The organism is Methanolobus sp. ZRKC2 (genome assembly GCF_045291185.1).
GTDB lineage: Archaea > Halobacteriota > Methanosarcinia > Methanosarcinales > Methanosarcinaceae > Methanolobus.
On record NZ_CP146980.1, the window covers coordinates 1,068,176 to 1,092,863 of the forward strand.

Annotated in this window: 19 protein-coding genes; 7 read left to right on the plus strand and 12 right to left on the minus strand. The window is 39.1% G+C overall.

Going from position 1 to position 24,688, the window contains the following annotated elements; translation table 11 throughout:
- The first annotated feature begins 167 nt into the window (after nucleotides 1-167).
- Nucleotides 168-785, plus strand: a complete 618-nt coding sequence (locus V7O62_RS04990; RefSeq protein WP_406657915.1) for a YdeI/OmpD-associated family protein — start codon at nucleotides 168-170, stop codon at nucleotides 783-785.
- Between the two features lie 573 nt (nucleotides 786-1,358).
- Here V7O62_RS04990 and V7O62_RS04995 read toward each other — a convergent pair.
- Nucleotides 1,359-2,522, minus strand: a complete 1,164-nt coding sequence (locus tag V7O62_RS04995) for a hypothetical protein (protein WP_406657916.1) — start codon at nucleotides 2,520-2,522, stop codon at nucleotides 1,359-1,361.
- Nucleotides 2,523-3,729: 1,207 nt separating this feature from the next.
- Nucleotides 3,730-4,236: a hypothetical protein gene (locus tag V7O62_RS05000; protein WP_406657917.1), complete on the minus strand. Its 507-nt coding sequence runs from the start codon at nucleotides 4,234-4,236 to the stop codon at nucleotides 3,730-3,732.
- A gap of 186 nt (nucleotides 4,237-4,422) precedes the next feature.
- Here V7O62_RS05000 and V7O62_RS05005 point away from each other — a divergent pair, with 186 nt between their 5' ends.
- The 5 genes from V7O62_RS05005 to pyrF all read left to right on the plus strand — a co-directional run bounded on the left by V7O62_RS05005 (nucleotide 4,423) and on the right by pyrF (nucleotide 8,195).
- Nucleotides 4,423-4,881, plus strand: a complete 459-nt coding sequence (locus V7O62_RS05005; RefSeq protein ID WP_406657918.1) for a hypothetical protein — start codon at nucleotides 4,423-4,425, stop codon at nucleotides 4,879-4,881.
- A 372-nt stretch (nucleotides 4,882-5,253) separates the two neighbouring features.
- Nucleotides 5,254-5,829, plus strand: a complete 576-nt coding sequence (locus tag V7O62_RS05010) for a hypothetical protein (protein WP_406657919.1) — start codon at nucleotides 5,254-5,256, stop codon at nucleotides 5,827-5,829.
- A gap of 163 nt (nucleotides 5,830-5,992) precedes the next feature.
- Nucleotides 5,993-6,169: a hypothetical protein gene (locus V7O62_RS05015; protein ID WP_406657920.1), complete on the plus strand. Its 177-nt coding sequence runs from the start codon at nucleotides 5,993-5,995 to the stop codon at nucleotides 6,167-6,169.
- 350 nt (nucleotides 6,170-6,519) lie between these two features.
- A complete protein-coding gene (locus V7O62_RS05020; protein ID WP_406657921.1) occupies nucleotides 6,520-7,473 on the plus strand; it encodes a deoxyhypusine synthase in 954 nt (317 codons plus the stop codon).
- A 68-nt stretch (nucleotides 7,474-7,541) separates the two neighbouring features.
- Nucleotides 7,542-8,195 (plus strand): orotidine-5'-phosphate decarboxylase, encoded by a 654-nt coding sequence (gene pyrF / locus V7O62_RS05025; RefSeq protein WP_406657922.1) that lies wholly within the window; start codon nucleotides 7,542-7,544, stop codon nucleotides 8,193-8,195.
- Nucleotides 8,196-8,294: 99 nt separating this feature from the next.
- Here the strand turns inward: pyrF and V7O62_RS05030 are convergent, their stop codons facing one another.
- The 6 genes from V7O62_RS05030 to V7O62_RS05055 all read right to left on the minus strand — a co-directional run bounded on the left by V7O62_RS05030 (nucleotide 8,295) and on the right by V7O62_RS05055 (nucleotide 16,794).
- Entirely contained in the window at nucleotides 8,295-10,103 is a 1,809-nt protein-coding gene (locus tag V7O62_RS05030) for a hypothetical protein (protein WP_406657923.1), read from the minus strand.
- Between the two features lie 27 nt (nucleotides 10,104-10,130).
- The gene (locus V7O62_RS05035; RefSeq protein WP_406657924.1) at nucleotides 10,131-11,201 is read right to left on the minus strand and encodes a rod shape-determining protein; all 1,071 of its coding nucleotides are present in this window, start codon (nucleotides 11,199-11,201) and stop codon (nucleotides 10,131-10,133) included.
- Between the two features lie 203 nt (nucleotides 11,202-11,404).
- Nucleotides 11,405-12,298, minus strand: a complete 894-nt coding sequence (locus V7O62_RS05040; RefSeq protein WP_406657925.1) for an exopolyphosphatase — start codon at nucleotides 12,296-12,298, stop codon at nucleotides 11,405-11,407.
- Entirely contained in the window at nucleotides 12,295-14,373 is a 2,079-nt protein-coding gene (gene ppk1, locus V7O62_RS05045; protein ID WP_406657926.1) for a polyphosphate kinase 1, read from the minus strand. The genes V7O62_RS05040 and ppk1 overlap by 4 nt, the downstream gene beginning before the upstream one ends.
- Before the next feature lie 159 nt (nucleotides 14,374-14,532).
- Nucleotides 14,533-16,371: a CHAD domain-containing protein gene (locus V7O62_RS05050; RefSeq protein ID WP_406657927.1), complete on the minus strand. Its 1,839-nt coding sequence runs from the start codon at nucleotides 16,369-16,371 to the stop codon at nucleotides 14,533-14,535.
- A 48-nt stretch (nucleotides 16,372-16,419) separates the two neighbouring features.
- Nucleotides 16,420-16,794, minus strand: coding sequence for a DUF362 domain-containing protein (locus V7O62_RS05055; protein ID WP_406657928.1), 375 nt, complete (start codon nucleotides 16,792-16,794; stop codon nucleotides 16,420-16,422).
- 176 nt (nucleotides 16,795-16,970) lie between these two features.
- Here V7O62_RS05055 and pap point away from each other — a divergent pair, with 176 nt between their 5' ends.
- On the plus strand, nucleotides 16,971-18,464 hold the full coding sequence (gene pap, locus V7O62_RS05060) for a polyphosphate:AMP phosphotransferase (protein ID WP_406657929.1): 1,494 nt from the start codon (nucleotides 16,971-16,973) through the stop codon (nucleotides 18,462-18,464).
- A 5-nt stretch (nucleotides 18,465-18,469) separates the two neighbouring features.
- Here pap and V7O62_RS05065 read toward each other — a convergent pair whose 3' ends face one another.
- The 4 genes from V7O62_RS05065 to V7O62_RS05080 form a co-directional block, all read right to left on the minus strand.
- The gene (locus V7O62_RS05065; protein ID WP_406657930.1) at nucleotides 18,470-19,720 is read right to left on the minus strand and encodes a CYTH domain-containing protein; all 1,251 of its coding nucleotides are present in this window, start codon (nucleotides 19,718-19,720) and stop codon (nucleotides 18,470-18,472) included.
- 116 nt (nucleotides 19,721-19,836) lie between these two features.
- Entirely contained in the window at nucleotides 19,837-20,436 is a 600-nt protein-coding gene (locus tag V7O62_RS05070; protein ID WP_406657931.1) for a CheR family methyltransferase, read from the minus strand.
- Nucleotides 20,437-20,570: 134 nt separating this feature from the next.
- Entirely contained in the window at nucleotides 20,571-21,062 is a 492-nt protein-coding gene (locus V7O62_RS05075; protein WP_406657932.1) for a chemotaxis protein CheW, read from the minus strand.
- 20 nt (nucleotides 21,063-21,082) lie between these two features.
- A complete protein-coding gene (locus tag V7O62_RS05080) occupies nucleotides 21,083-24,448 on the minus strand; it encodes a methyl-accepting chemotaxis protein (RefSeq protein ID WP_406657933.1) in 3,366 nt (1,121 codons plus the stop codon).
- Nucleotides 24,449-24,688: the final 240 nt, after the last annotated feature.

The following is a 24,688-nucleotide window of genomic DNA, read 5'->3' on the forward strand; positions in this document are numbered from 1 at the left end:
GAGTGATCTCTTCCATTCATTCTTTTTTGAATTTTGTGTCACTTTTCTCCCCATCTTCTTCTGACATTTTTTGCAACGCTTTTTCGGGTATGCTGTCTTTGGATACATGCCGTCCACATAAAGAAATAAATAAGCGAGAACTACAATTCATAAATGGGTAAAGTCGCATGAATTCCGCAGACAACTCTAAACTGGCCCGAAGACAGCCACCTGAACAACTCTACGTAACCGACCGTGATGAATGGAGAAACTGGCTGGAAATCCATCACGACAAGAAAAAGGAGATCTGGCTGGTATATTACAAGAAAAACACAAACATGCCCCGCATACCATATGATGATGCTGTGGAAGAAGCAATTTGTTTTGGATGGATAGATAGCACTGTAAGGACTCTGGACAATGAGAGATATATGCAGAAATTCACTCCCCGAAAAAAGAAAAGCAACTGGTCTGACCTGAACAAAGAAAGGGCCAGGAAGATGATCAAAGCCGGAAAGATGACAGATGCAGGCTGCGAGAAAATAAGGGAACTGCTTGCAGAGAATAAGAACGGTTTGAAAACCGATAAAAAGGAAACTAAAAAGGAACTTGTAATCCCTCCTGAGATCGAGAAAGCTATTTCTGCAAATAAAAGAGCATGGGAAAACTTCAGAAATTTCGCACCCGGATATAAGAGGAACTACATTGAATGGATCCTCAATGCAAAGAAAGAGGAAACAAGGCAAAGAAGACTCAAAGAAGTTATAAATAGACTTGAGGAAAACAAGAAACCGGGAATGTCATGAGGTGCTTTGGTTAATAGCAAAAGATAGGGAATTCAATAGGGTAGACCTGGTTCTTTAATATATTCGGTTCTGTTGTGGAATTTGTGCTTCTTTTGATGATTATCGTATATGCGTGCAAATGGCCTAAACAGAAAGTATGAGCAACTTCTGTCTTTAATGAAAGAAAATATGTCTAGGCTGATCCTATTGTTTACATTGGTAAGGAAGCTAATAACATAGATGAGCAGGCTCTTGACGTTAAAATGGCTCAGGAGTTCATCAATGAAACAGCAATCTATGATTTCATCCTGAACCTAACTCCTGAAAGAGCAAGAAAGCTAGGAATCAAGCATAGGAGTGCGTTGGTTTATTTGAAGAAAAAAGCGAATGAAGGGAGATTGAATTTTAAGTCACAAAATGTGAAGAGGAAAATACGTATATTAAATTAACAAAAAAGATGTAACATATTAGCTATTTCTAGGTTGATTTTAGAAAGAGCATTTCTACAGAATCAAAAAATAAATTCAAAATAAAAAGATCAATTCCAGCATTATTGGAATTGATTGCTATTTTGTTCTATAAACAAATTGACCTTTAATTTACCTGAATATCTTTGTCCTTAAACCTCAGCAGTTCAATATTCTTCAATGTATCAGTATTCTGATCAGTTGAGTTCTCAGTTACAATAATTTCTGTTTCCTGAAAATCTATGATGTAATCTGAAGAATATGAATTATACTGGACTACATCATAACCTTCTTTTCCATCAATAATATTGCTGCCAATGTTACCGATCAAAATGTTGTTCTGGGAATTACCTACAAGGTTTGAATCATTGCTTCCGAGTAATCTGGCATTTAGCAGATACTGTGATTTATGAGTGTATGGTATTTGTGGATCAAAGGTCATTGTAAATGTTCCTTCAAATTGGGAGTCAATCCTTGCCATGTATGTCAGATATTCAGGGAACATTCCTGTAACCAGTTCATATCCAATGTTATCCTGTTCCATGATATCTTCCCTAGTCTTTGCAACATATAAACCATCCATTCCATTATCAGAATCTGAACTAGCTCCCCATTGACCATAATATGAATCTACGACAGCTGCCAAATATTCTTGCTCAAGACTGCCTTCCTTTGAAAGTTCATTAAGCCATTCTTTAGCACCAAGTCCCCATAATCCTTTTTTACCCCAATCATCCTTGTTCTCAGGAAGAGCATTCATTGTTGCTGCATAGATTCTTTTTTGTAGTTCAGGCAGAGCCTGTTCGCTGGATTGGATTCCAATGCCATAATCATGAACAAAATGCAATATTTCTTCGTATGAAGCATCCCTGTGTTCATAATCGTTCTCAATATACCATTTGCTTCCTTCTGTGGGAGTTTCCATCTGGTATAGCGGTTGTCCTGTCAATGCCCAGAAAGGAATACTACTGTCACCATCTGCACCATTTGGCATGTTAATGACGGCTTTATTATTAGCAATCGAGTTTGTAACTTCTGTGCTGTTTAATGAATCAAGATAAAAGTCCAGAACATTGTATGCTTTTAAGAGTTGTTCATCTGTGACTTTGTCTTGTGCTAAAATGTATATTGGTTTCCCGTTGGGTGCCTCATAATTAACATATTTTGTATAGGATTGTGCACCACTTACCCCTGTATCTTTCACATCATAACGGATCAGTGATGCATCAGGATATTCCACCCAATTTGAATTCAAGACTGGCTTATCGTTCTTGTTTTTATCATTGCTCATACTTAATTGTTCATTCTCATTCTCAGAAATTTCACCATTATTTTCTATTGGTGATGAAATACACCCTGAAAATAATGAAATGATAGCTAACAACATAATTAGTTTCATCTTCATATAGATATAAAATTAATACTCTTATATTTAAGTACGGAGTAGTTATCCTACATTTTTTTATTTTTAAAAACTAAGCAAGTTGTGAAATTATTCCATAAATCAGCGTACAAAAAATTTGAGATAACTATATCCCCGCACCTACACGTCGGGATATATACAACTAAAAAAAAGTGTACGGCGTTTTGCACTCAATATGCACAACCATTTTTTTTGATTTACAAGAAAAAGTGTACTCTGAAACTTAATGCTTTAATCTATTTTTAAGTTAATTATTTTAAAGCAGTTCTGTTTTTATATAGACTGATCAATCATTTCCTAAGCATTCTTAAACAAAAAGTTTCATATGTGATTATTGATAGTAGGTTGCTTATTCTTCATCATCGCAAAGTCTATCATTTGATAAATTTTACTTTATACAAGCTTCAATAAAAGCTACTCCTAAAGGAGTAAGCCAGCCTGAAACTCACATTTAAATGCAATTGGATCTGAAACTAAGGAATTTGTTTCTAGACTTAAATCTCTTAAGCATTGAACTCTCATTAAATTATGTAAGTTTATAGTAATTTCGGCTTCAGGTACATCAAAATATTCTATGATAACCTGGGTTTTGAAACCAATTTCTAATATCTCTTTTTTTGTTAATTCAGATTTTATAAAAGCCTTATTATACACATACTTTAGAATTTTTGCCTAAATTCATCTGGAATTCTATATAGCAACCTGTTTAGAACAGTGACTTTTTTATCAGGGATTTTAACTCCTGAATGAACACCACCTACACCATCATGCCCTTGGACATAACTTGAAACTGCATACATAGCCAGACATTTAGCTGTATCACGCTTACTGTCAGAGATGAAAGGGTATGTAAAATAATTAATAAAAAATGTTTTTCTAAGATATAGAGTTAATTACATTTTTATAATCTACATTCTCATAAAAAAAAGCAAGCATTCCACAAAAATATTTACTTATAGGAGAACAAAAACACAACAATAGATTGTATAATATCTTGTAAATCAATGTGGCATTAAAAAGAACCACTAACTACCCACACTTGAAAATAAAAAACGAAATTATTGGATGAGAACGATCAAACTTGAAATAGAAGATACTCAAGAAGCATCTCTTTCTTCACATACTCAGCAGGTAAAACATACCCATTGATTATCTCAAATTCTACAGGATTATTCACATCTACACCATATTCTTCCAGATATTTGGCACTTGCATTGTCCCAGATCTTCTGAACATCTGCCATAGGCATTACAATATCAGCTTTCTCCCTCTGAGCATCAGTCAGCTTAACACCTTCAGGATATCCGAGAACCTTTGGTCCTCCTTTTCCCAAAATAGTGCCATCAAGCCAATGAGGAAGCTCACCATTAAAATGCTTAACATCATTCTCAGTTACACCATAGGCTTTATAGATTGCAGTCAATTCTTTATCGGAAAATGTAAAACTCTCCTCATTCAAGAAAACACCATTAGATCCTACCTTTAATTCCTCTTTCTCGTTGCTTTCTGCAATTCCTACAGAAACTGCCAGCAGCATGACTAGAATAGATCCCAGCCCAAATATAATTTTAGTCTTTTTCATATTTTCTCTCCCCCGCCCAAATAATTCAAGATAGACGGGTCAATATAAAAAAGTTATAATATTATATATGTTTTTTTACATTGTACTTAATTAAATGCAGAAGTTAACGGCGTTTTTTTTGATAGTAGATAATAAGCATCAACATAAATATTTTCAGATAATGACTTCGAACAGCCTACTATAACTTTGCTTCTTGATTTATGGAATTATGTTGTAGCAGAAAAGATTGCTTGTGAAGAGATTATTGACAATATAGAGGATGTACAAAAGATAGTAGATTCATTTGACATTGATAAGGCTCTTGATAAGGATTCATGGGAGGAAATAAACATACTAATTGAGGTAGAGCCTGATGAGGACATTTTACCTATACGGTCTAAGTATGGAGAAAAAGAGAGCTATAACATTGGTATAAATTACCTGAATTATAACGGTTCTTTGTACTATTTTCTTCCTGATATTCTGGCTTCAAAGTTGCTTTCCGGCAAATCTCCTAAGATAAAGAGAGCGTTCAGATTTGTTCTTGAAGGGATACAAGAAGACATTGAAGAAACAGAAATCTATGATGTTCATGTAAATCCAAAGGAAGATAATCTCATTAAAGTCCTTGTTGAAGCATGGAGCTGTGAAAGTGTTAGTGGATAACTTCACTTTTAGTTTTCAAGCTGGTTGTAGGTATGACTTTAATCAGAGCTGGTTAATTTAATTTAAATAGAATAACAAATTATTGTTTTGTAAATACTGAAATTAGTATGTGGTGCAAATGAAAAAAAGCTGATTTGGTAATTACTCCAGAGTATTCGATGCCATGGTCTATTCTTAAAGCACACTTATTATGAACTTTGATTACCCCTAAGTAATATTTTAGGTTGTTATGCCATTATATATGCTTTACTAAATAAATTAGATCTGTTAATGTACATGTAACGATATTTAGGAAAAATCCTATTTTCTCGGTTTATTTACGACCGCAAAGTAAAAAAGGCGAAAAAACTTTAGTAATTGTCCGCAAAATAGGTGATATATATAGATCCCATAGCCATACCCTTTAGAGAATTGCTTTCTGAATTTAGTGAAGAAGAAATAGGTTTAATGATTAAGAGTTTCACCTGCAGTAGAGAACCTTTTATTGAAGATTTTGTCCAAAATAAATGTATACATGCGGAAAAAATGGGAGATACAAAATCATACTTCATTTTAGACAACGATAGCCAGGATTTGGAGGTTTTGGGTTACTATGCACTCACTTTAAAAGTTATTTGCCTAAAAGAAGTAAGTAAGAAAAAAGCAAAACTTTTACACTTGTCTGATACAGTAAACCAATATATACCCACTTATTATATTGCCATACTGGCAAAAAATGATCAATATAAAGATAATATAGAAGGAAGTAAAATATTGCACAGTGCACTTGAAATGATACAAAATGCATCAGATTTTGTCGGTGGAAGAGTTGTGTGGGTAGAGGCAAAAAAACAACATCCGGGCGTTACTAAGTTTTATGAAGAAAATGGTTTTAAAGAATTCCAAGAAGAAGAACAAGAAGATGGATTGTATTCTCATCTACTTAAAGTGATTAAAAAATCGGACTGAAAACTTTTTATAGCATAGTGCATTAAAACATGTATACATCATACACATTGTAATATTTTGATTATCTAAGCGTGCAGTATATGTACGTGTTATAGCAAATATAAGAATAGAAAGAAGTAAACTTTAGAAAAAGAAAAGATTGAATAATAAAGGAGGAAAAGCAATGGCTGGCAAATATTTGACACAAAACTGTTTGTGTGTTGAGAATAGTACAGCAGTCGCAACAGTCCAATCGTTGCTAAAGGAGGACTGGCCAGAATATTCATATAAATCTGGTCTTAATAAAAGCTCCACTGAAAGGAGTGCATTTTTAAAGAAGGTTAAAAGCAATAAAAAATAAGCTTTTAACTTCTTTCTTTCCCTATTTTTTATTACTTTTGCTTAGTTTTTTTAAAGAATCACAATCCAATTTTATTTTTGGTGATTTTGACAGAGCTGAGCCTACGAATTTTGTTTTTTATTAATATTGTACTTTTTTGTATGGAATATACATATCACGAGAATAGTGATAACTAAGAAAAATCGCTTTTGTTATCTACAAAAGCGTTGCCAAAATTAGAGTTGTATATATCCCCTACCTATTGTGAGAGAGATTGAATTCAACCTCTCCACCCACCCTTCCACCTTCTCCCATAATAACCTTAAAGAACAACTTTAGCATAAACCCTGCTAAATACAGAGGCTTTCAAAATGGAACATTGTCATTCATATGGAGAAAAACTCCAGGATCCTATCAGACAGGCAAAGATCACTGGGAATATGAGCGTGGACGAACTTGTGTTTGCCATCGATGGCTGTGCCTTCGGTGCGGGCAAATTAGCCGATGCCGCAGACATCTACACCGAGATGCTTGCAAACGGGTCCACCAGTTTTTTCGGGCTCGCAGGTGCAATGGTGCCTGCCGGAATGCGACAGATAGTAACTGATCTCATCTATGACGGTTACATCGATGTGCTTGTTACCACCGGTGCCAACATGGTACATGAGATAGTTGAATCAATGGGACTGCATCACTACAAGGGATGTGCGGAATGTGATGACATCGAACTGAAAAACGATGAGATAAACAGGATATATGATGTCTATCTCCCTGAACCTTATTTTGTTGACTTCGAAGAGAAGATCAAGAGCATACTCTCCGATATCGGTCCCGAGACCATCTCCATAAGGGAGTTCATGACACACCTCGGAAACAATATCGATGACAGGGACTCCATCCTCAGGGCTGCAGCCGACATGAACGTACCAGTCTACTGTCCTGCGATACAGGACTCCATGATAGGACTTCAGGCATGGCTCTACAAGCAGACCAACAAACTCAACGTTGATGTCTTTGCAGACATGAAAGAGATAATCGACATCTGCTACGAGGCAAAAGATCCGGGTGCCGTACTTATAGGTGGCGGTGTTCCCAAGAACTACATCTTCCAGTCAATGCTTATCACGCACCAGGAATTCGAATATGCCATACAGTTGACTATGGACACACCGGAGACCGGTGGTCTGAGCGGTGCAACACTCGATGAAGCACGCTCGTGGGGAAAGGTCAGTGAGACAGCACGCTCCGTAACAGTTCACTCCGATGCCACAATCACTCTTCCCATCCTTGTTGCAGCTGCAAGGAGCAGACTTGCAAAAAAATGATAGAGAAAAATGTATTGTCTTCAAAGTAACAATATAGGCTATAGGGAACAAATGTAGAGGAGTAGATCATGGAAAAGAACACAAGACTCATACTTGCACTGGATGTTCTGAATAGGGATGAGGCCATAAAGATAGCACAGGATGTTGCAGGAAATGTGGATGCCATAAAAGTGGGATATCCACTGGTACTTGCAAGCGGACTCGGTATCATTGGGGAGCTTGCAAAGTATGCACACATCATAGCAGACTTCAAGGTAGCAGATATCCCGAACACAAACCGCCTGATATGTGAGCAGGTATTCGATGCAGGTGCAGATGCAGTTATTGTACAAGGATTTACCGGACATGACAGCTTAAAGATCTGTGTTGACCTCGCACGTGAACGTGGAAAGGATGTTTTTGTAGTTACAGAGATGAGTCACCCAGGTGCACTTGACCTAATGCAGGATGCCGGAGAAGCTATTGCAAGAATGGCAGCAAACGCAGAAGCTTCAGGTGTTGTAGCCCCTGCCACGAGACCGGAGAGAGTAAAAGAGATCAGAAGGATAATAGGTGACGAGATTGCCATAATATCACCGGGAGTTGGCGCACAGGGAGGCAGTGCTTCAGATACCATTAAGGCAGGTGCTGACTGGGCGATCGTAGGAAGAAGCATATACCAATCTGAAGACCCGGCAGGTGCTGCTGCTGAGATAGTCAGAGAAATAAAAGAAGCAGTCTAGTATTCAGAATAAATAAGAAGAAATGTGCCTGTGATGATAAAACTGTTCTGATCCATGATGAACCCTATGAGTTCTGAGGCACATTTATGTTAATAACGGTCATTTCAGTATCTCGACATTCATTTTTACGATTTCGGCAAATACTTCGTTTTTCTTTGAATACTCAAGGGAACTCTGCATTTCCTCAAGAGACTTTTTAAGGCTCTGTATGTAAACCGACTGTTGTTCGAGCTTTGTATTCATTCTCTTGATATCCAGATGTTGACGGTGGATGGTCACATGCGTACCAATTTCCTTGCTTGTGGTCTCAAGAAGTTCTTCAAGCTCCTTACGTTTGGATTCCAGCTCACTGGATTCCACTTCAAGTTCCTTCCCCAGGCGCTCATTATGCTCACGTTTTGACTTCATACCTTCAAGTTCGGATTCAAGCTCTGTCTTCTGGACATCAACTTCCTTTTTACGTGCCAGAAGACTTTCTTCTTCTACTTCGAGTCCTTTCCTGCAGGTTTCGACTTCCGACTGTTTTTTCTTCAAATCATCTTCTGAAACTTCCAGAGATTTCCTGAGTTCTTCCTGTTCAGAGCACTTATCTTTGTAGGAATTAAGTTCAGATTCATACTGTGAGATCGATTCATTGAGTTTGCTTTCATTCTCAGCATGTACCCTGAGATTCTCTTTATATTGCAGGAGACCACTTTCATATTCTGCAATCTTATTCTCAAAATCAGCTACCTTTCCGGTTAAGTCCTCAGATAGTGAATTGACCCTGCATACCTCAAGTTTCAGAAGTTTTCGGGATTCAAATACTGAAACTTTTCTTTTCATCAAGCCATATTCTTGCTTTGCTTGTGTATTTTTAAGTTCCTCAAGCTCATTTTGTCTTTGCTTGAAAAGGGTACGTTCGGAATCATATTTTGAAACGGCTTTCGAGAGTAAAAGTTCATTATCCTCATGATTTTTAGCTTTGATCTCGTATTCTTGCATAGCCGTTTCTAACTCATCAGCCCTTGGTTTGAGTTGGGAAAATTCGGCCTCTACCTGTGATTTTATCTCTCCAACACCGGAACTCTTTGCCATCAGCAGTGATTCCTCGCTTTCAAGTTCCTCCCTCAGTGTCTTGAGATCAGCACGTTTACGGTTCAATTCCTTCAATTCGGAATAGTATCGGGATTTGACAATCTCAACAGCCCCTGAATAATTCAGACCTTCAAAATCAAGTGTTACATCGTTACCTGAAGATAACTGTTCTTCAAGCAGCCTTGCCTTTTCTTCAAGTTCATTCTTTTTTTCCAAGTAGGCTTTCATCTCTTCTTCATAAGAGGACTGCTGATCAAGAAGTTTGCTCCTGTTCTCCTTGAGTGCTAAAAGTTGTTTTTCATAATCCGCTTTAGAATTTTCAAATTCTGCAACCTGTTTTTCGAATTCGGATTTCTGTTTATCAAAAGCTGAACGTTTTTCGTTGAAATCGTTTACCTCTACTGCAGGGATTAAGTCCTCAGCTTTTGAAGATGCGGATTTAAGCAATGCACACTTGCGATTGAGATCCTTCTCCTTCCTGGAAATATCGTCCATTTGTTGATTGAGATGATCCTGCTTTTGCCTGTATTCCTCCATTTCGAATTCATATCTTGCTTTAACCTCTGCAAGAACAGTCTCTTTTTCCTTGTACTCCCGGATTTCAGCTTCATATTTTTCCTTCAAGCTCTCAAGCTCGGACCCAAGCTCCTTAACTTTAGAATTTTGCTCCTGTGAGTCAGCGCCAGCCTGGTCACGAGAATATGAAACCTTTTGTTCTTGTTCTCTGTCTGCATTATCATTTTTTACAGGTTTACGGTAAATATTAGGGGTGAAGTCCTGTCTACCCTTATTTACCTGTTTGGAGCTTTTTGACCAGGTTAATGAACTCATAACACCACATCCGAATCTTTCCAATAATTAACTTTTCACCTGTTCCCAGAATTCCCGGGGCATTTTTTCAGTAAGTTTTCTGGCACCTTCAGCAAAAGCAAAATCCGGATCATCCGGCAAAATAATCTTTCCTCCACCCAGATCTTTCAATTCGTTTTCAATGAAACTGCCAACATTTTTCATCTTACTGCAACCACCACAAATATAGATATTATTCCTCAATGCTTCTCTGAAATCCGGTTCCGCATAGGAAATCATTTTAGTAAGCCCGGAAACCACATCAGGTATAAGTGATTCACATGCAAATCTCAGTTCCTCTTCTATACATGTTTCTTCAAAGGAATCTTCCAGTGGCAATTCAACCTTACACCGGACATCTGAAAGACCTACATAACCATAATTTTCCTTCCACTGTCTTGCAAGATGCTTTGTTACCTTCGAATCTTCATGTTTTTCCTTAATCAGGTCAATAAGTTCCTGATCGATGTTGTCTCCTGCAAAAGACATTTTAAAGTGGTCCTCATCTGCCGGAATATTACCATTGATATGACAGATGTCCAGCTTGCTTGCACCTATGTCTACAATAAGGGAATTCTCCAGGTGGCCACTTCCATAAGCCACACAGAAAATCTCATCGGCTACCATTGCACCTGTGAACAGGTCCTTTGAAATATCCAGAATAGTTCTTTTATAGGATGGATCAGCACCCGCAGGAACACCTATAATTGCATAACTTTCCAGGGAATCAAGCTCGATTCCTGCATTTTTAAAACAATGATTCAACAGAAGTTTAACAGGCCCGGGATCATTTGTCTTACCCTGAAGCAGTTCTTTTATGGGTTCTTTAACAGGAAAATCCGATTGTTCAAATGCCGCTTTTCCGAAAAATACATTTTCGTTTTCCGGATTTTCCGGGAAATTCTCCCCTTCGCAGGCAATGGCACTATACTCTACAAGCCTTGTACCTTTGTTTGTGCATATTGCTATTGTGTACGTGCCAAGGTCTATACCCAGATAAAGCACTTCTTGCCCATTTACAGGTCCCATCGTCTCATTTCCAGCTATTTCTTCATTTTTAACCTGTTCAGAATCTTCCAAGATAATACCCCGGATCTTTGTCTGATCTATAACAAGACAAGGTTGTAGTAAATCAGTATTTATGTATTATGAACATAGAACACAGCTTTATGGCTATGGTGAAATCCCAAAAGAAAAAATAACATCTCAAGAACAGGTAGCAACGAACGCAAATAAACTTTTGGAGCTATGTACAAAATCCCGGATCACATCTGGAATTTTGTTTATATATATTTTTCTTTGTGTTTCTGGTACAACACATGGATAATACCGTCTGCAAGTCCGAGCCGTGGAACATGCATTTGATCGATATGTCCCCATTTCATGACAGAGAAATAGATCTTTGATGCCGGAATAATGACATCAGCCCTGTCAGGCCGAAGACCAAGTTTTGTGATGCGTTGTTCAAGAGTATATCCTTTCAGGAATTTGTACACTCTTTTAAGTTCTTCATAAGAGAGAGGAGTGCCCTCTTTTACATTTGCCATGACAAACACTTTATTGATATTTCCACCACTGCCTATAGCTGAAGCCGGCTTGTACTCCTTGGTTACCGACTGGACCCACTTTTTCATCCCGTTCCACTCATCCTTTGAAACAAAACCCTCAAGCATACGGATGGCCCCTATGTTGAATGATCTGTATGCAAGTACTTTTTCCCTGTTGAAAACAATTATCTCGGTACTTCCTCCACCCACATCAACGTGCAGATAGGAAGAAGGATCACCATTGGCAATTATCTTTTCAATGCGATTGGAGTAGATAATCTTTGCTTCTCTCCTTCCGCTTATTACTTTTAAATCGATGCCACTTTCTTCTTTAATTTTCCTGACAATTTTTTCGCTATTCTCCGCTTCCCTCATTGCAGATGTAGCACATGCCATGAAATCTATCGGCTCATAGGCATCCATAAGATGCTTAAAAGCGATCATTGTTTTGACTAACTGACGAACCTTCTCATCAGAGATATGTCCGTGGACAAAGGCATCATCCCCGAGGCGTATAGGCATACGTATCTGAGAAATCTTTTCGTAAATAGGCTCAATACCTTCCGTATCTACTTTTGACAGAAGCAAGCGCACAGCATTAGAGCCCACATCTATTGCAGCAAATTTCATTCGATGTCCTCGTTAACTAATTGTTTTTCAAGGAATGTATAAATGTCTTCCTGGGCACGGTAGGACTTTTTACCGCCTTTCTTGTATTGATTATCCTGGCGATCGTTGATAATCCTTGCTTTTGTATTGTCAAGGAACTGCAGGTTCATATATTCTGCCAATTCGTTTCTTATTGAAGTATCATAGATAGGAGTGGCAACTTCTACACGCCGGTCCAGGTTTCTTACCATCCAGTCAGCTGACGAAATATAATATCTCTCATCGCCATTGTTACAGAAAATAAAAATTCGTGAATGTTCAAGGTATTTGTCAACTATACTCACTACTTCAATATTCTCACTCAGGCCCTTGACACCCGGCACAAGTGAGCATATCCCCCTGACGACCATCTTGATCCTGACACCTGCCTTGCTGGCATCATACAGTTTATTGATCATCTCACTATCCACAAGACTATTCATCTTTGCAAGGATATATGCCGGTTTACCAGCCTTAGCGTTCTCGATTTCATCGTCAATGTATTTCTCGAATGTATTACGCATTTGAAGAGGAGCGACTACAAGATGCTTGTAGTTGTAAATTTTGTAATTGTGAGCGAAAAAATCAAAAACCTTCTCGACTTCGAATGTCAGGTCCGGATTTCTGGTCATAAGCATGTGGTCACAATAGAGTTTTGCTGTGGACTCATTGAAATTACCGGTTCCGATACATGAATAGTGAACAATGTCATTCTCCTCACGCCTGGTGATATGACAGAGTTTTGAGTGGACCTTCAAACCAGGTACACCATCGATTATCCTTGCACCTGCATCTTCGAGTTTCTGTGTCCAGTAAATATTAGACTCCTCATCAAACCGTGCCTGAAGTTCGATAACAACTGTAACACTTTTTCCATTCTTTATTGCATTGATGAGTGCATTGATGACATTGGAATTACGGGCAACCCTGTAAAGAGTGACTTTTATGCTTGATACATAAGGATCAATAGCAGCTTCCCTCAGAAGATCGATGAAATAGTCGAATGACTGGTATGGATAATGAAGAAGGATATCCCGTTCCCTCATGGCAGCAAAAATACTTTTGTGACTCATGAGATCTTTATGAGGCAAAGGAAAAGGATGCTTCTTTTTGTAATAGAAAGAATCGGGACCTATTTTCGGGAAATTCATGAAGTCCTTAGCGTTATGGTACTTTCCCCCGGGAACCAGATTTTCGAATTTCTGTATCTCCAGCCTCTTTAATGTAAAATCGAGCAAATAGTAGGGCATATCCCTGTCATAGACAAAGCGTACAGGCTGACCTTTCTTCCTTTCTTCCAGACTCTGGGATACCTTTTCAAAGAAACTCTTGGTTACATCATCATCGATATCCAGTTCAGCATCTCTTGTCAATTTTATTGTATATGCACTAATGGAATCATACTCGAAGGTTGAAAAGATATCATCAAGACCGAACCGAATAATATCATCCAGCATTATCACGCATTTCCTGTCGCCGGATTCAGGCAGCATAATAAAACGTGGAAGCACATCTGCAGGTACTTCTATCAAAGCAAATTTAGAACTATTTGGATCCCATTTCTTCCGAACGTCGATTATAAGATAGAGAACCTGGTTCTTAAGATATGGAAAGCTTGGAACGTCCTTCAGCATTACAGGAATAAGACGTGGTCTTACTTTTTCCTGGAAATAGGTCTTAAGGAAAGAACTCTGGGTTTCGTCAAGCTGGGTTTCATCGACAATGAAAATGTTATGCTCTTCCAGCTCCTCTGTAAGTTCAGCAAATACCCTGTCAAAATCATCACGTAACCTTAATACTATGTGATGCACCTGTTTCATGACTTTCTTCGGGGAAACACCAACCATTGCCTTGGATTTTACACCTGCATCTATCATACGCTGCAGTGTCCCAACCCTTACACTGAAGAATTCATCAAGATTTGAAGAAAATATCCCAAGGAACTTCAAACGCTCAATTAACGGGACTTCAGGATCTTTTGCTTCCTGAAGCACTCTTTCATTAAACGAAAGCCAGCTGATTTCCCTGTTAACATACTCATCTACTTTGTCGGACATAGAGGTCATATTCCTTGATTGTAAAAACATTAGCTTGCTGTGGCATTTTGATAAAAATACAACAATCCTATTATATAATACTTCATACAGATCCATATATAGTCCTACATAATACAGTGTAGTTATTAGTAGCCTATTGAGACTCAGCAGACATCATTTTCAGGAAGTGTAAATACCTGATATTGCCTGAGAGAACCTAACACTGAAATCATGGTCAATAACCTTTGACCATGCATTCGGAAAAGCCTCAAGCAAATTTTGAAGTTCCTGTTTCCTGTATTCCATGTAGGCATCAACACCCGGATAATCCTGAAGTCCACCGGAACCTGATGACTTCTTCTTACTCACTTCACCCCACGTGCCATATTTTTCAAAGTTTTCCAGAAGCTCGAGCGCAACAACAGTGTCATGCATATCTCCAAGATTGTCCTGAAGGACCTTAAGGTCCTTTATTAGTCCTTTGGACTCGGAACCAAGCACTTCCTTGAAGAACTCAAGCGTGTAACGTAATATCTTAACATCGATCCTTAGCTGATGATACTTTTCCAGAGATGGATCAACTATTGACTCGTCGGAGACAATTTCATCATATGCCCTTACAGTTGCAAACTGTGTGTACAAAAGTACAGGTAATATATCCCTTACCCTGGATGGAATGGGCTCACCATCCTTTTTTACGGATTTCATTTTCCATGACTTTTTATGCAGGAGGTAGCTGGAAAAATTCTTTTTGAATTTGTTATATTTTGAATCATCAAGATACACAAGCATGTTACCTCGATTTTTTGCCCTCTCAATCAGAATGGAATCTGTAAGCGGATCCATTTCCAGTCTTCTTTCAGGAGGCTGCCCTTCAAGATAGTGATCGATCTTCTCAAGGAAAACGTCCAGATCCCGGACTGTCCCAAGGACTTTTCTTGTGGATTTGATGTTCTTGTAATATGAAGACATTTCCTTCATATCAAGATAATCTTCCAGAACTTCAACAACAGAACGCATACGCATTGCGGCAACGCGCATGTCGTGTAGCTCTTCTATGTCTTTCCCAACTTTGGTGCCCCTCTCATGCTCAATCATTACTCCGAAATGAAACATCAGAATCTTGCGTGCGGCAACGCGCATGGAATCCGCAGCTTTTACGTTTGTCTTCTTCATGGAAAGAAAGTCTGAATAAGGCATAACAACTTCAGTTCTCTCTTCCCTGGAAACAGGTTTAGCGTTAACATTGACTTCTTCAACTGCTGTTTCTTCAACTTCACCTACTTTTCCAGAAGAATCATTGCTAGCTGCTTCAATTTCAACTTCCATGCTGTCCCCGGAATCTTCCACACTTCTATTTGGAACATCCTCAGCATTCAGATCTTCGTGCTCTGCTTCTATTATATTATCTTCATTTACCTGTACGGTTACCAGGGATTCATCATTCCTTTCATCTTTTCGGTACAAAGAAGAATCCGGACCATCAGACAGCAGGTTTGTCAGGAGTATGCCTGCAAAAGTTGCCATGATGGAATTATCTTTCCCGAATGACTTTTCAGAAGCTTTTTCCACATTATCATGATCTGCCGGCATTTCATTGGAAGGTTGTTCTGATTGCAGGAAAAGTCCGGTGTAATAGTTGACAAAAATATTGATCAGAAGCAGGAATACTCCCAAGGAATAAGAGATAAGAGCATAAGCAACTGTAGGATAGAACCAGTTTTCAGGGTAGGACGTCAGGAATAAGACAAGTCCTCCGAATGATAAAAATACTCCTGCAAGGAATGAAATACTGCGAGTAATTTTTTGCTTCATGCCACCAAAATTGATGCCAATCAAAGTTAGCACAAATCCAAGCCCTATAAGGGTACAAGAAATAAGAATAACCTGAGGATCAGAGTACCTCGATACTTTTCCAACTATAGCATAGAGCACTCCGGTCATTGAAAATACCAGACCGAACAAAAAGGAAAAGGCTGCTAATACGGAATATTTCTTGAATAGGGCTTTACCTTGCATTGTTGAATCCTATGATGTGCCTGTAAATAAATGGTACGTATAAACAATTCATGCTTTCAGATGTTTCATTTCTTTGAGAGTATCCCTGAGAACCTTGTCTTGTACCTTCATCTGACGCATTCTGTTTTTTATCATGCGATTTCTGGATTTCTTGCTTTTGGACTTTGCAAGGTTCTTCTTAAATGATTTGATATTTGATGCAACCTCAAGTTCCACTATTTCCCTGTCCCTGAGTATTGCTTTCACAGGACATACTTTGATGCATTTACCACAATTGATGCAGATGTCATTGTTTATCTGTGCCTTTCCCTTTTTCATGGAAATGGCATCTACCGGACATTTTTTTACACATTTTTTGCAGGAAACGCACTTTTTCTTATTTACCAGGGGCATAGCATCAACTCGGAATAGTGTGATTCTCATAGAAGTTTATAGTCAAACTTTAAAAATGTTTCTTTAATGAAGATATATAACAAGTGTTTAATTATATTATAACGTATAATTAAATATAATTATCAATAAATGCAGATCATACAAATAGAAGTATTCTTTTGATTGACAATGTCCATACAAAAATAAAGAAAAATGGTAGTGATAACATGCTTGAAAAAGTTGACCTGTCCAAAAGTATCGGGGAAAAAGAATATAGGAAGCTAACAGAGGAGTACTCCATACGCCTGGGAGAGTTACAAAGAAAAGCATGGAAAATGGACATTCCAATTATAGTCGTCTTTGAGGGATGGCATGCTTCAGGCATGGCAGAAATAATCAACAGGTTCCTCATGCCCCTCAACCCAATGGGATTCGAGCTTTACACCGCTGGAAAACCGTGTGCTCAGGAAGAGAAGAAACCTTTAATATGGCGCTTCTGGACCAAAATACCGAAAAAAGGTGAAATAGCCATCTTTGACAGGAGCTGGTATCGCAGGGCACTACTTGAACACTTCAGTAAGAATATCTCAGAGAAAGATACCAATAACTGCCTGAACGGGTTAACATATTTTGAGAAACAGCTTGCAGATGATAACTATCTCATAATCAAGTTCTTTCTGCATATCAGTAAAGAAAGGCAGCAGAAAAGATTTGAAGATATCAGAAACAAGGGAACTCCCCTTTTCCTCGTGAAAGAAGAAGAGGAGGATTATATCATAGAATATGACAAATTCCTGCCCTTGATTGAGAAAATGCTCGAGAAATCGGATATATCCCATTCTCCCTGGAACATAATTGAATCCGACGATTTGAATTTTGCAACTGTGAAAGTAATGGCATCATTTATCCGGGCAGTTGAAGAGAGGATTGACAGGGAAGAAGAGAATCATGAAAAAGCAAAGACAAAGGCCACACAAACATGCACAATTCCAGCCCTCAACACCTCCATACTGGAAAAAATAGATCTCAGTAAGTCATTGCCCAAGGATGAATACGAGAAAGAGATCAAAAAATACCAGAAAAAACTCAGTAAACTGCAATACCAGCTTTTCATGCAGGACAGACCACTGATAATAGCCTTTGAAGGATGGGATGCATCGGGTAAAGGAGGAGGAATCAGGAGGCTTGCACAGGCACTGAATCCAAGAATATACAGGGTAGTGCCCGTAGGTGTCCCATCAGATGTCGAACTGGCACATAATTACATGTGGAGATTCTATAACGAGATACCTGAAGCAGGTCATATAGCTATTTTTGACAGGAGCTGGTATGGCAGGGTTTTGGTTGAAAGGGTAGAGAATCTTTGCGGTGATCAGGAGTGGAAGCGTGCTTACAGGGAGATTAATGAATTCGAGGAGATACTTTCCAACTACGGTACAATCATTATCAAGTTCTGGGTGCACATAGATAAGGATGAGCAGCTTCACAGGTTCAGGAAAAGAGAAAAAACAGCCCACAAAAAGTGGAAGATTACTGACGATGACTGGAAGAACCGGGATAAATGGGACTTATATGCAGATGCTGTCAATGAGATGCTGCAAAAAACAAGTACTACCTACGCACCCTGGACTATCGTTGAAGGAAATGATAAAAAATTTGCGAGGATAAAGATCCTTCGTACGGTTGTTGAAACCCTGGAAAAAGAACTCAAGGTAAAATAAGCACATCAGGCAACTGGCCTGAAGTTCAATTTCTTATCAAACAGAAGATTCCACAGATCACTTTTAGTTTTTGCCCGATTAGCATCAACTTGAGAGCCCCGCCCTTTTACTTTAATAACTATACTCTCATTTCTGATCTCTATATCACTAATAGTGCTGTCTGATCGACTGTAATCCAATCCATCAGCAATTCTGAGAATGGCAGCAATTCTCAGAATATCTTCCCTCATCCTTTGGGACAGGGCTGAGAATTTATTCTTAACAAACAGCTTTGCCAGCTTTTCTTCATCAATCCTCTTCTTATGGAGAAAAGTTGTCCACGGAAGTATTACATACAATGGAAATGGCATTTCTGCCGGAGTATGACTCAGTAAGATATCCCTGCCCACCTTATGATGCTTCTTCACATCAGTCATAACTCCAATGTCATGGACAAGTGAAGCTATTTTCATTGTATTTCGAAGCTCCGGGTCAAGCCGGTGCACTTTAGCCAACCGGTCAAACAGTTCAAGGGAATTCTCAGTAACCTTGCGTGCATGATCCCTTTCAATATTATATTTTTCGAACATTTCTGCAAGAGAGATCGGAGTGATATTGTTCCTGAAAGGAAAATCTCCATAATCAAGTATCTTCGCATCTGACCAGATATTTTCATGCAAGAGTTCAAGCCCGTTGTCAAACTTGGAGTTACTTCCGGGAGTTAATCCGAAATCATCCAGCATTACATCAACCAGTGAGAAAAGCTCATCTTCCGAACCTTCCTGAAGCTCGATTTCAACTTCAAGATAAGGTTTTTCATTTCCTTCGCAGTTGATAATAACATCATCAAGACTTAGCTCGGCAACATTGCGTGAATTGTCCTTGAGATCACAGGTCGTTCTTTCGTGTATCACTTCGAATAAAGGAAACAACTTACCTGAGCCTATCATACTTGATACCATACTTTTAAGTCTGCTTTCCTCCAGCTCATCGATCTCACATTTTTCAGGCACTATTACTTCTATCTCTTCACGTCTCCGGATTGTTGAGCCGGCGCCATCAAGAGATTTGAGAGTATACGCAATTTTGCCGGGTTTTTGCCTGCATCTGAAAGAATAGCCTGAAGAGTACAAAACCATGTCCACTGTATCAAGATAAGTGTCACTGAAGTTGCTTTTGCAAGTATTCCCCACAGCAAAGTTTCCAATTGAATCATTCATGGAAAGCTTTCGAAAAACATCTTTATCAGACAAAAGGAACTTTGCTTCTATTTCCATCGTATACCACATGAAGAGATATGTCTACAGAGATTAAATCTTTTCTTTTGTTGACATTTCTGTAAAACCGGTTAAAGTCATAATTAACCCGTCAGCCCACGCAATTAAGAATATCTTCAAACCACTTTTCGATATAACTGTGCGTTTGAAACTACCGGTTCGAAATATTCTTCAAGTTCTGGAGGCATTTTCTGAGTCTGCTCCATAGCCAGATAGCCTCCTTCCAGAGCATCATGGAACATTTTGATGACTTCTATGCGCTCCTTTTCCTGAAAATGAAGAAGTACATTCTTACAAAGAATCAGGTTCAGACCTTTTCTTACAGGCTGTAGGTCCAGCAGGTCATGCCTGGTAAAGGAAACACTTTTCCTGATCTCTTCTGAAATCACAAAGTGATCCGGTTCATCAGCCGGCGAGAAATATTTTTCAAAAATATCCTTAGGAATTCTCTGAATCTGATCTCTCGGATAGATACCTTTGCTAATAATGTCACCAAAAAGATTGCTGCTGTCAATATCAGTCGCATGTATCTTAACGTTCCTGAAGATCATACCCATGTTCTCACGCAATACCATGGCCAGGGAATAAGGTTCCGGACCCATAGCACAACCTGCATCCCATATGTGAATATATCGGCGTGTCCTTAGCTCTGGAATAACATGATCCCTGATCATTTCAAGAGTCTGTATATCCCTGAAAAAGTATGTAAAAGCCATGATTAACCCTTCGCAGAAAAGTGCCAGAGGCACTACAATCACAATATAATTAACAATTAATTATATAAATTTATTGTTAAAAAAAATAGAAGTCTAAATGTAATGACTGTAAATAAAAAAATGCCTTGCCTATTTCAGGCAAGAACAGCTATCTCTTTCATTTCCTCAACAGTCAGGACTTTGGCAAGGTCCAGCATTATAAGGAGACGATCGTCAACCTTCCCAACACCCTTAAGATAGTCCCTGCTGATCTGTGAGAGAATAAGGTCAGGTGCCGGTTCAACACTTGAACTTGGAATTCTTAATACTTCATTTACAGCATCGACGATCATGCCTACAACATTGTTCCCAATCTCAACAACAATAATTCTGGAATCTTCGTCTACTTCTTTTGAATTGAGGTTAAAGCGTTTATCTAGGTTAACCACAACAATGATCTTCCCACGAAGATTTATCACACCCTCTACAAAATCAGGAGATTGAGGGATGTGAGTGATTTCAGGCATCCTGATGATTTCCTGAACTTTTACGATTTCAACACCGAACTCTTCGCCACCAAGCTGAAAAATTACCAACTGGAGCAGATCTTCTGAAACATTTGTTCCTTCAAGTGATATTTTATCCATGTACTTTCCTCACAGTAGATTTATACAAGGGCACTGCCCTCGTTTACTCGTTCAATACCATCCGGTTTTCTATCTGATTTGTCCGGATTGGCGTCAAAATCCTGCTCAACTGAGACAGAACTATTCAACATTATTTCGTCAAGTACGAATTTGTCAACTACGGATTTCATTTCTCCAGCCAGCAAGGCAAGATCCTCTGCAGATCTTGAAAGTTCCTGCATTGTTGCTGTCTGTTCCTGTACAGCCGCAGATGCTTCTTCTGTGCCTGCAGCCGATTCCTCAGAAATGGCACTGACCTCTTCCACAGAAGAAGTGACCTCTTCAATAGAAGCTGACTGCTCCTGTGCAGCAGCGGCAATATCCTGTACCATACTTGCAATGATATCACCGGTAGTTACAACCTTTTCAATTACTACAGCAGCCTCATTGAGTGCCTCCGCACCTGTGGAAACTTCTTCAGAACCCTGCTGCATGGAAGTAACTGCGTTAGCAGTTCCTGTCTGGATCTGATTTATGAGGTCCGCAATCTGTTTGGCTGCATTGCCCGAATCTTCGGCAAGTTTTCTGACTTCATCCGCAACTACGGCAAATCCACGACCATGTTCACCTGCACGGGCAGCTTCAATTGCAGCATTGAGCGCAAGCAGGTTGGTCTGGTCTGCAATGCTGGTAATAAGATTGACGATTTCACCAATCTGTTTGGACTTGCCATCAAGCTCCATTATTACCCCGGATGAATCGGATGTTGCGTCCTTTATACTATCCATTTTCTTCAGCAGATCCTTGGTAATTGTACCAAGATTGTGGATCAGGTTATTGGACTCTTTTGCAGTTTCGGCAGCTTTCTGGGAATTGGAAGCTACTTCCTGGACAGTCATGGTCATGTCAACCATTGCACGTGAAACTTCCTCAGTCTTTCCGGCCTGGTTCTGCGCACCCTTGGAGATCTCGGAAACAGTATCCGCAATCTGGTAGGATGATGAAGTCATTTCTTCTACCGATGCAGACATTTCTTCTGCTGTGGATGCAACATTCCTTGAACTTCCATGTACCATTGAAACAACATCATTCAATGATTTTCTTGTATTCTCCACTCCGTCAGTGAGCTGCAGGAATTCACCTACCCCACTTATACGAACAGATCGTGTAAGATCATTATTTGAAATAGATTCCAGGACATCGCTTGAATCAATAATTATTGCCTGGAGATTTTCACCGAAGCTGTCAAGGGCATTTGCAAAAAGCTTGAAATCTCCCTTTGTCTCAAAGCTTACTCTGGCATCAAGCCTACCCTCTGAATATTCATCAACGATACGTATAGCTTCATTTAAAGGAGTTACAAGAGCATCTATTGCACCGTTGACTGCAGTGATAGCTTCTTTGTACTCACCTTCATGAGCAGAGATATCTGCCCTGTAATCAAGGTCACCAGCCTCGCAGGCGTTACCAAGCTTGACAAATTCTTCTCCAAGGGATTCAATATTGCTCATCATAGCAATATAACATGGAATAAGGTCATCATTCTCAGAACGTTTGCCTATCTTCTTGAGACCTTCAAGATCGCTCAGGTCACCGTCGGCTATCTTCTTGTTGACAGCCTTCACAGCAAGTATTCTTTCGCGGATAGTGTTTGTAGCTTCTCCTACATCGGCAAAGATTCCCTGATATTGGCCCTCAACCCTGCGCGTGTGATCATTATCTGCCATAAGTTGCAGTATCTCACTACATTCCTCAAGACCTGCAAGGCCATTGATGCATGCATTAAGGTTATTCTTGATAATATTGAAATCTCCCATATACTCATCAGTAATCTTCTCTGGAATCTCACCTTTTGAGATATTTGCAACATAATCGGCAGTCACATTGAGAGGAGCTATCAGGGCATCGAATGCTTCGTTAACAGTAGTTACAGCTTCCTGGAAAAGACCCTCAAACTTTGACGGATCCAGACGATAGTCAAGATTTCCAGCTTCTGCGGCTGTGCCCAGTTCTATGAACTCATCTGCCATTCCCTTGACTTTTTCCATCAATGTTATGGTATTTGGCAGAAGCTTGTCGTTCTCCGAGCGTTTGCCTACAGCCCTGTACTTCTCAAGATCACTGAAGTCTCCCACTGCCATGTATTCAAACGTACGCTGAATATTCGTCAATCTATTGCGAACTTCATTGACAGCATTTGAATTGTCCTTGAAAATACCTGTGTACTCCCCTTCGACACCAATCTCGAAGTCATTCATTGCAAGCTTTGAAAGAACATCCGTACTTTCCTGAAGAGGTCGTGAGATAGCATCAAGTGTAGTATTCAGGCTTCCGATAATCCTCTTGAAATCACCTTCATGGCGGGAAGTATCCGCACGTACATCAACTCTGCCTTCAATACCCGCTTCTGCCAGTTTCGCAGAGTCCTCAACAAGTGCGTTAATGGCATTTACACAGGAATTAAGGTTATTCTTGAATTCATCGAAGGTACCTTCGTACTCTTTAGTGATCTGAGGAGGAATGTCTCCTTTAGAAATCCGATGTACATATTTCGATGCAGCCATGAATGGTTCTACCACTGCATCCAGAGTGCTGTTTACAGCTACAAGAATCTCCTTATTGTTGCCGCTGAAACTGTCAGCATCTGCACGTACTGCGAGGTCACCATTAACAGTAGCATTTGCAAGGTCCATTATTTCCTTTGTGACATCAGCCTCAGAACTTATGTCAAATGCAAACTCAAGGGCGCCTATAATGTTTCCACTCTCATCTTTAAGAGCTCTTCCCGTATAACGGATCGGGACATCTCCTGATGAGAGGTGTGCTATTGTATCTGCAGTATATACTTTATCATTCTTCATAGCCCTTGCAAGACGGCAGTTTTCAGTATTGCAGTGTGGAGTGTTAAAAAGATCATAGCACTTTTTGCCGACACATTCGTCAACTGTTTTTCCGAGCAGTGATGCACCTGCATCATTCAAGAATTTGATTGTGAAGTCCTTCTCAACTGCCATCACAGGTGCAGGTACATTATTAAGGAATGATGCCTTAGACCTTTCGTTTTCCCTTACATCGGAAACCATCTGACTGATAGTTTCCATCAGATCGTTGACACCGATCATCAATTCCTTTTGCTCACCTGAAAAGCGATCCGTATTCACTCTTAAGCCAAGTTGACCTTCACTCACTGAAGTGAAGAGTCGGTTCATTTCCTCGTTTACTGTAATCTGTAAATCTGCCAGTTCTTTCCATCTTGCAGCTTCATCGAAAAATGAATTCAGATACATGGAAATCTCCGTATCACTTCCTACAGACTCAGTATTAATTCTTGCATCCAGCGCACCACTATTGATGCTATCCAGTACACGAATTATTTCTTTGTTCAGCTTACTATTTTTTCCCAGCATAGTTAAATCTCCCTAATGTGAAAAACAATCCTTTTAAATCAACTTTTACACAATAACAACGATTAACTTTATCATTATAATTATAATTATATACTAAACTGGTATCAAAATAATAATATAAAAAGATATTCTCTATTAAAATTTTATATTTTTATAAATAATTTATGGCTAACTGTAAAAAAGATGGAGGAAAATTTGTGGGAAACTACACAAAAAAAGAACAAAAAAGAATGCTTGGCA

Excerpts from the sequence above, each read along its gene's own strand:
- V7O62_RS04990 (WP_406657915.1), top strand. The coding sequence starts at position 168 with ATGAATTCCGCAGACAACTCTAAACTGGCCCGAAGACAGCCACCTGAA.
- V7O62_RS04995 (WP_406657916.1), bottom strand. The coding sequence starts at position 2,522 with ATGAGCAATGATAAAAACAAGAACGATAAGCCAGTCTTGAATTCAAAT.
- V7O62_RS05000 (WP_406657917.1), bottom strand. The coding sequence starts at position 4,236 with ATGAAAAAGACTAAAATTATATTTGGGCTGGGATCTATTCTAGTCATG.
- V7O62_RS05015 (WP_406657920.1), top strand. The coding sequence starts at position 5,993 with ATGGCTGGCAAATATTTGACACAAAACTGTTTGTGTGTTGAGAATAGT.
- V7O62_RS05020 (WP_406657921.1), top strand. The coding sequence starts at position 6,520 with ATGGAACATTGTCATTCATATGGAGAAAAACTCCAGGATCCTATCAGA.
- pyrF (WP_406657922.1), top strand. The coding sequence starts at position 7,542 with ATGGAAAAGAACACAAGACTCATACTTGCACTGGATGTTCTGAATAGG.
- V7O62_RS05030 (WP_406657923.1), bottom strand. The coding sequence starts at position 10,103 with ATGAGTTCATTAACCTGGTCAAAAAGCTCCAAACAGGTAAATAAGGGT.
- V7O62_RS05040 (WP_406657925.1), bottom strand. The coding sequence starts at position 12,298 with ATGAAATTTGCTGCAATAGATGTGGGCTCTAATGCTGTGCGCTTGCTT.
- ppk1 (WP_406657926.1), bottom strand. The coding sequence starts at position 14,373 with ATGTCCGACAAAGTAGATGAGTATGTTAACAGGGAAATCAGCTGGCTT.
- V7O62_RS05050 (WP_406657927.1), bottom strand. The coding sequence starts at position 16,371 with ATGCAAGGTAAAGCCCTATTCAAGAAATATTCCGTATTAGCAGCCTTT.
- V7O62_RS05055 (WP_406657928.1), bottom strand. The coding sequence starts at position 16,794 with ATGAGAATCACACTATTCCGAGTTGATGCTATGCCCCTGGTAAATAAG.
- pap (WP_406657929.1), top strand. The coding sequence starts at position 16,971 with ATGCTTGAAAAAGTTGACCTGTCCAAAAGTATCGGGGAAAAAGAATAT.
- V7O62_RS05065 (WP_406657930.1), bottom strand. The coding sequence starts at position 19,720 with ATGGAAATAGAAGCAAAGTTCCTTTTGTCTGATAAAGATGTTTTTCGA.
- V7O62_RS05070 (WP_406657931.1), bottom strand. The coding sequence starts at position 20,436 with ATGGCTTTTACATACTTTTTCAGGGATATACAGACTCTTGAAATGATC.
- V7O62_RS05075 (WP_406657932.1), bottom strand. The coding sequence starts at position 21,062 with ATGGATAAAATATCACTTGAAGGAACAAATGTTTCAGAAGATCTGCTC.
- V7O62_RS05080 (WP_406657933.1), bottom strand. The coding sequence starts at position 24,448 with ATGCTGGGAAAAAATAGTAAGCTGAACAAAGAAATAATTCGTGTACTG.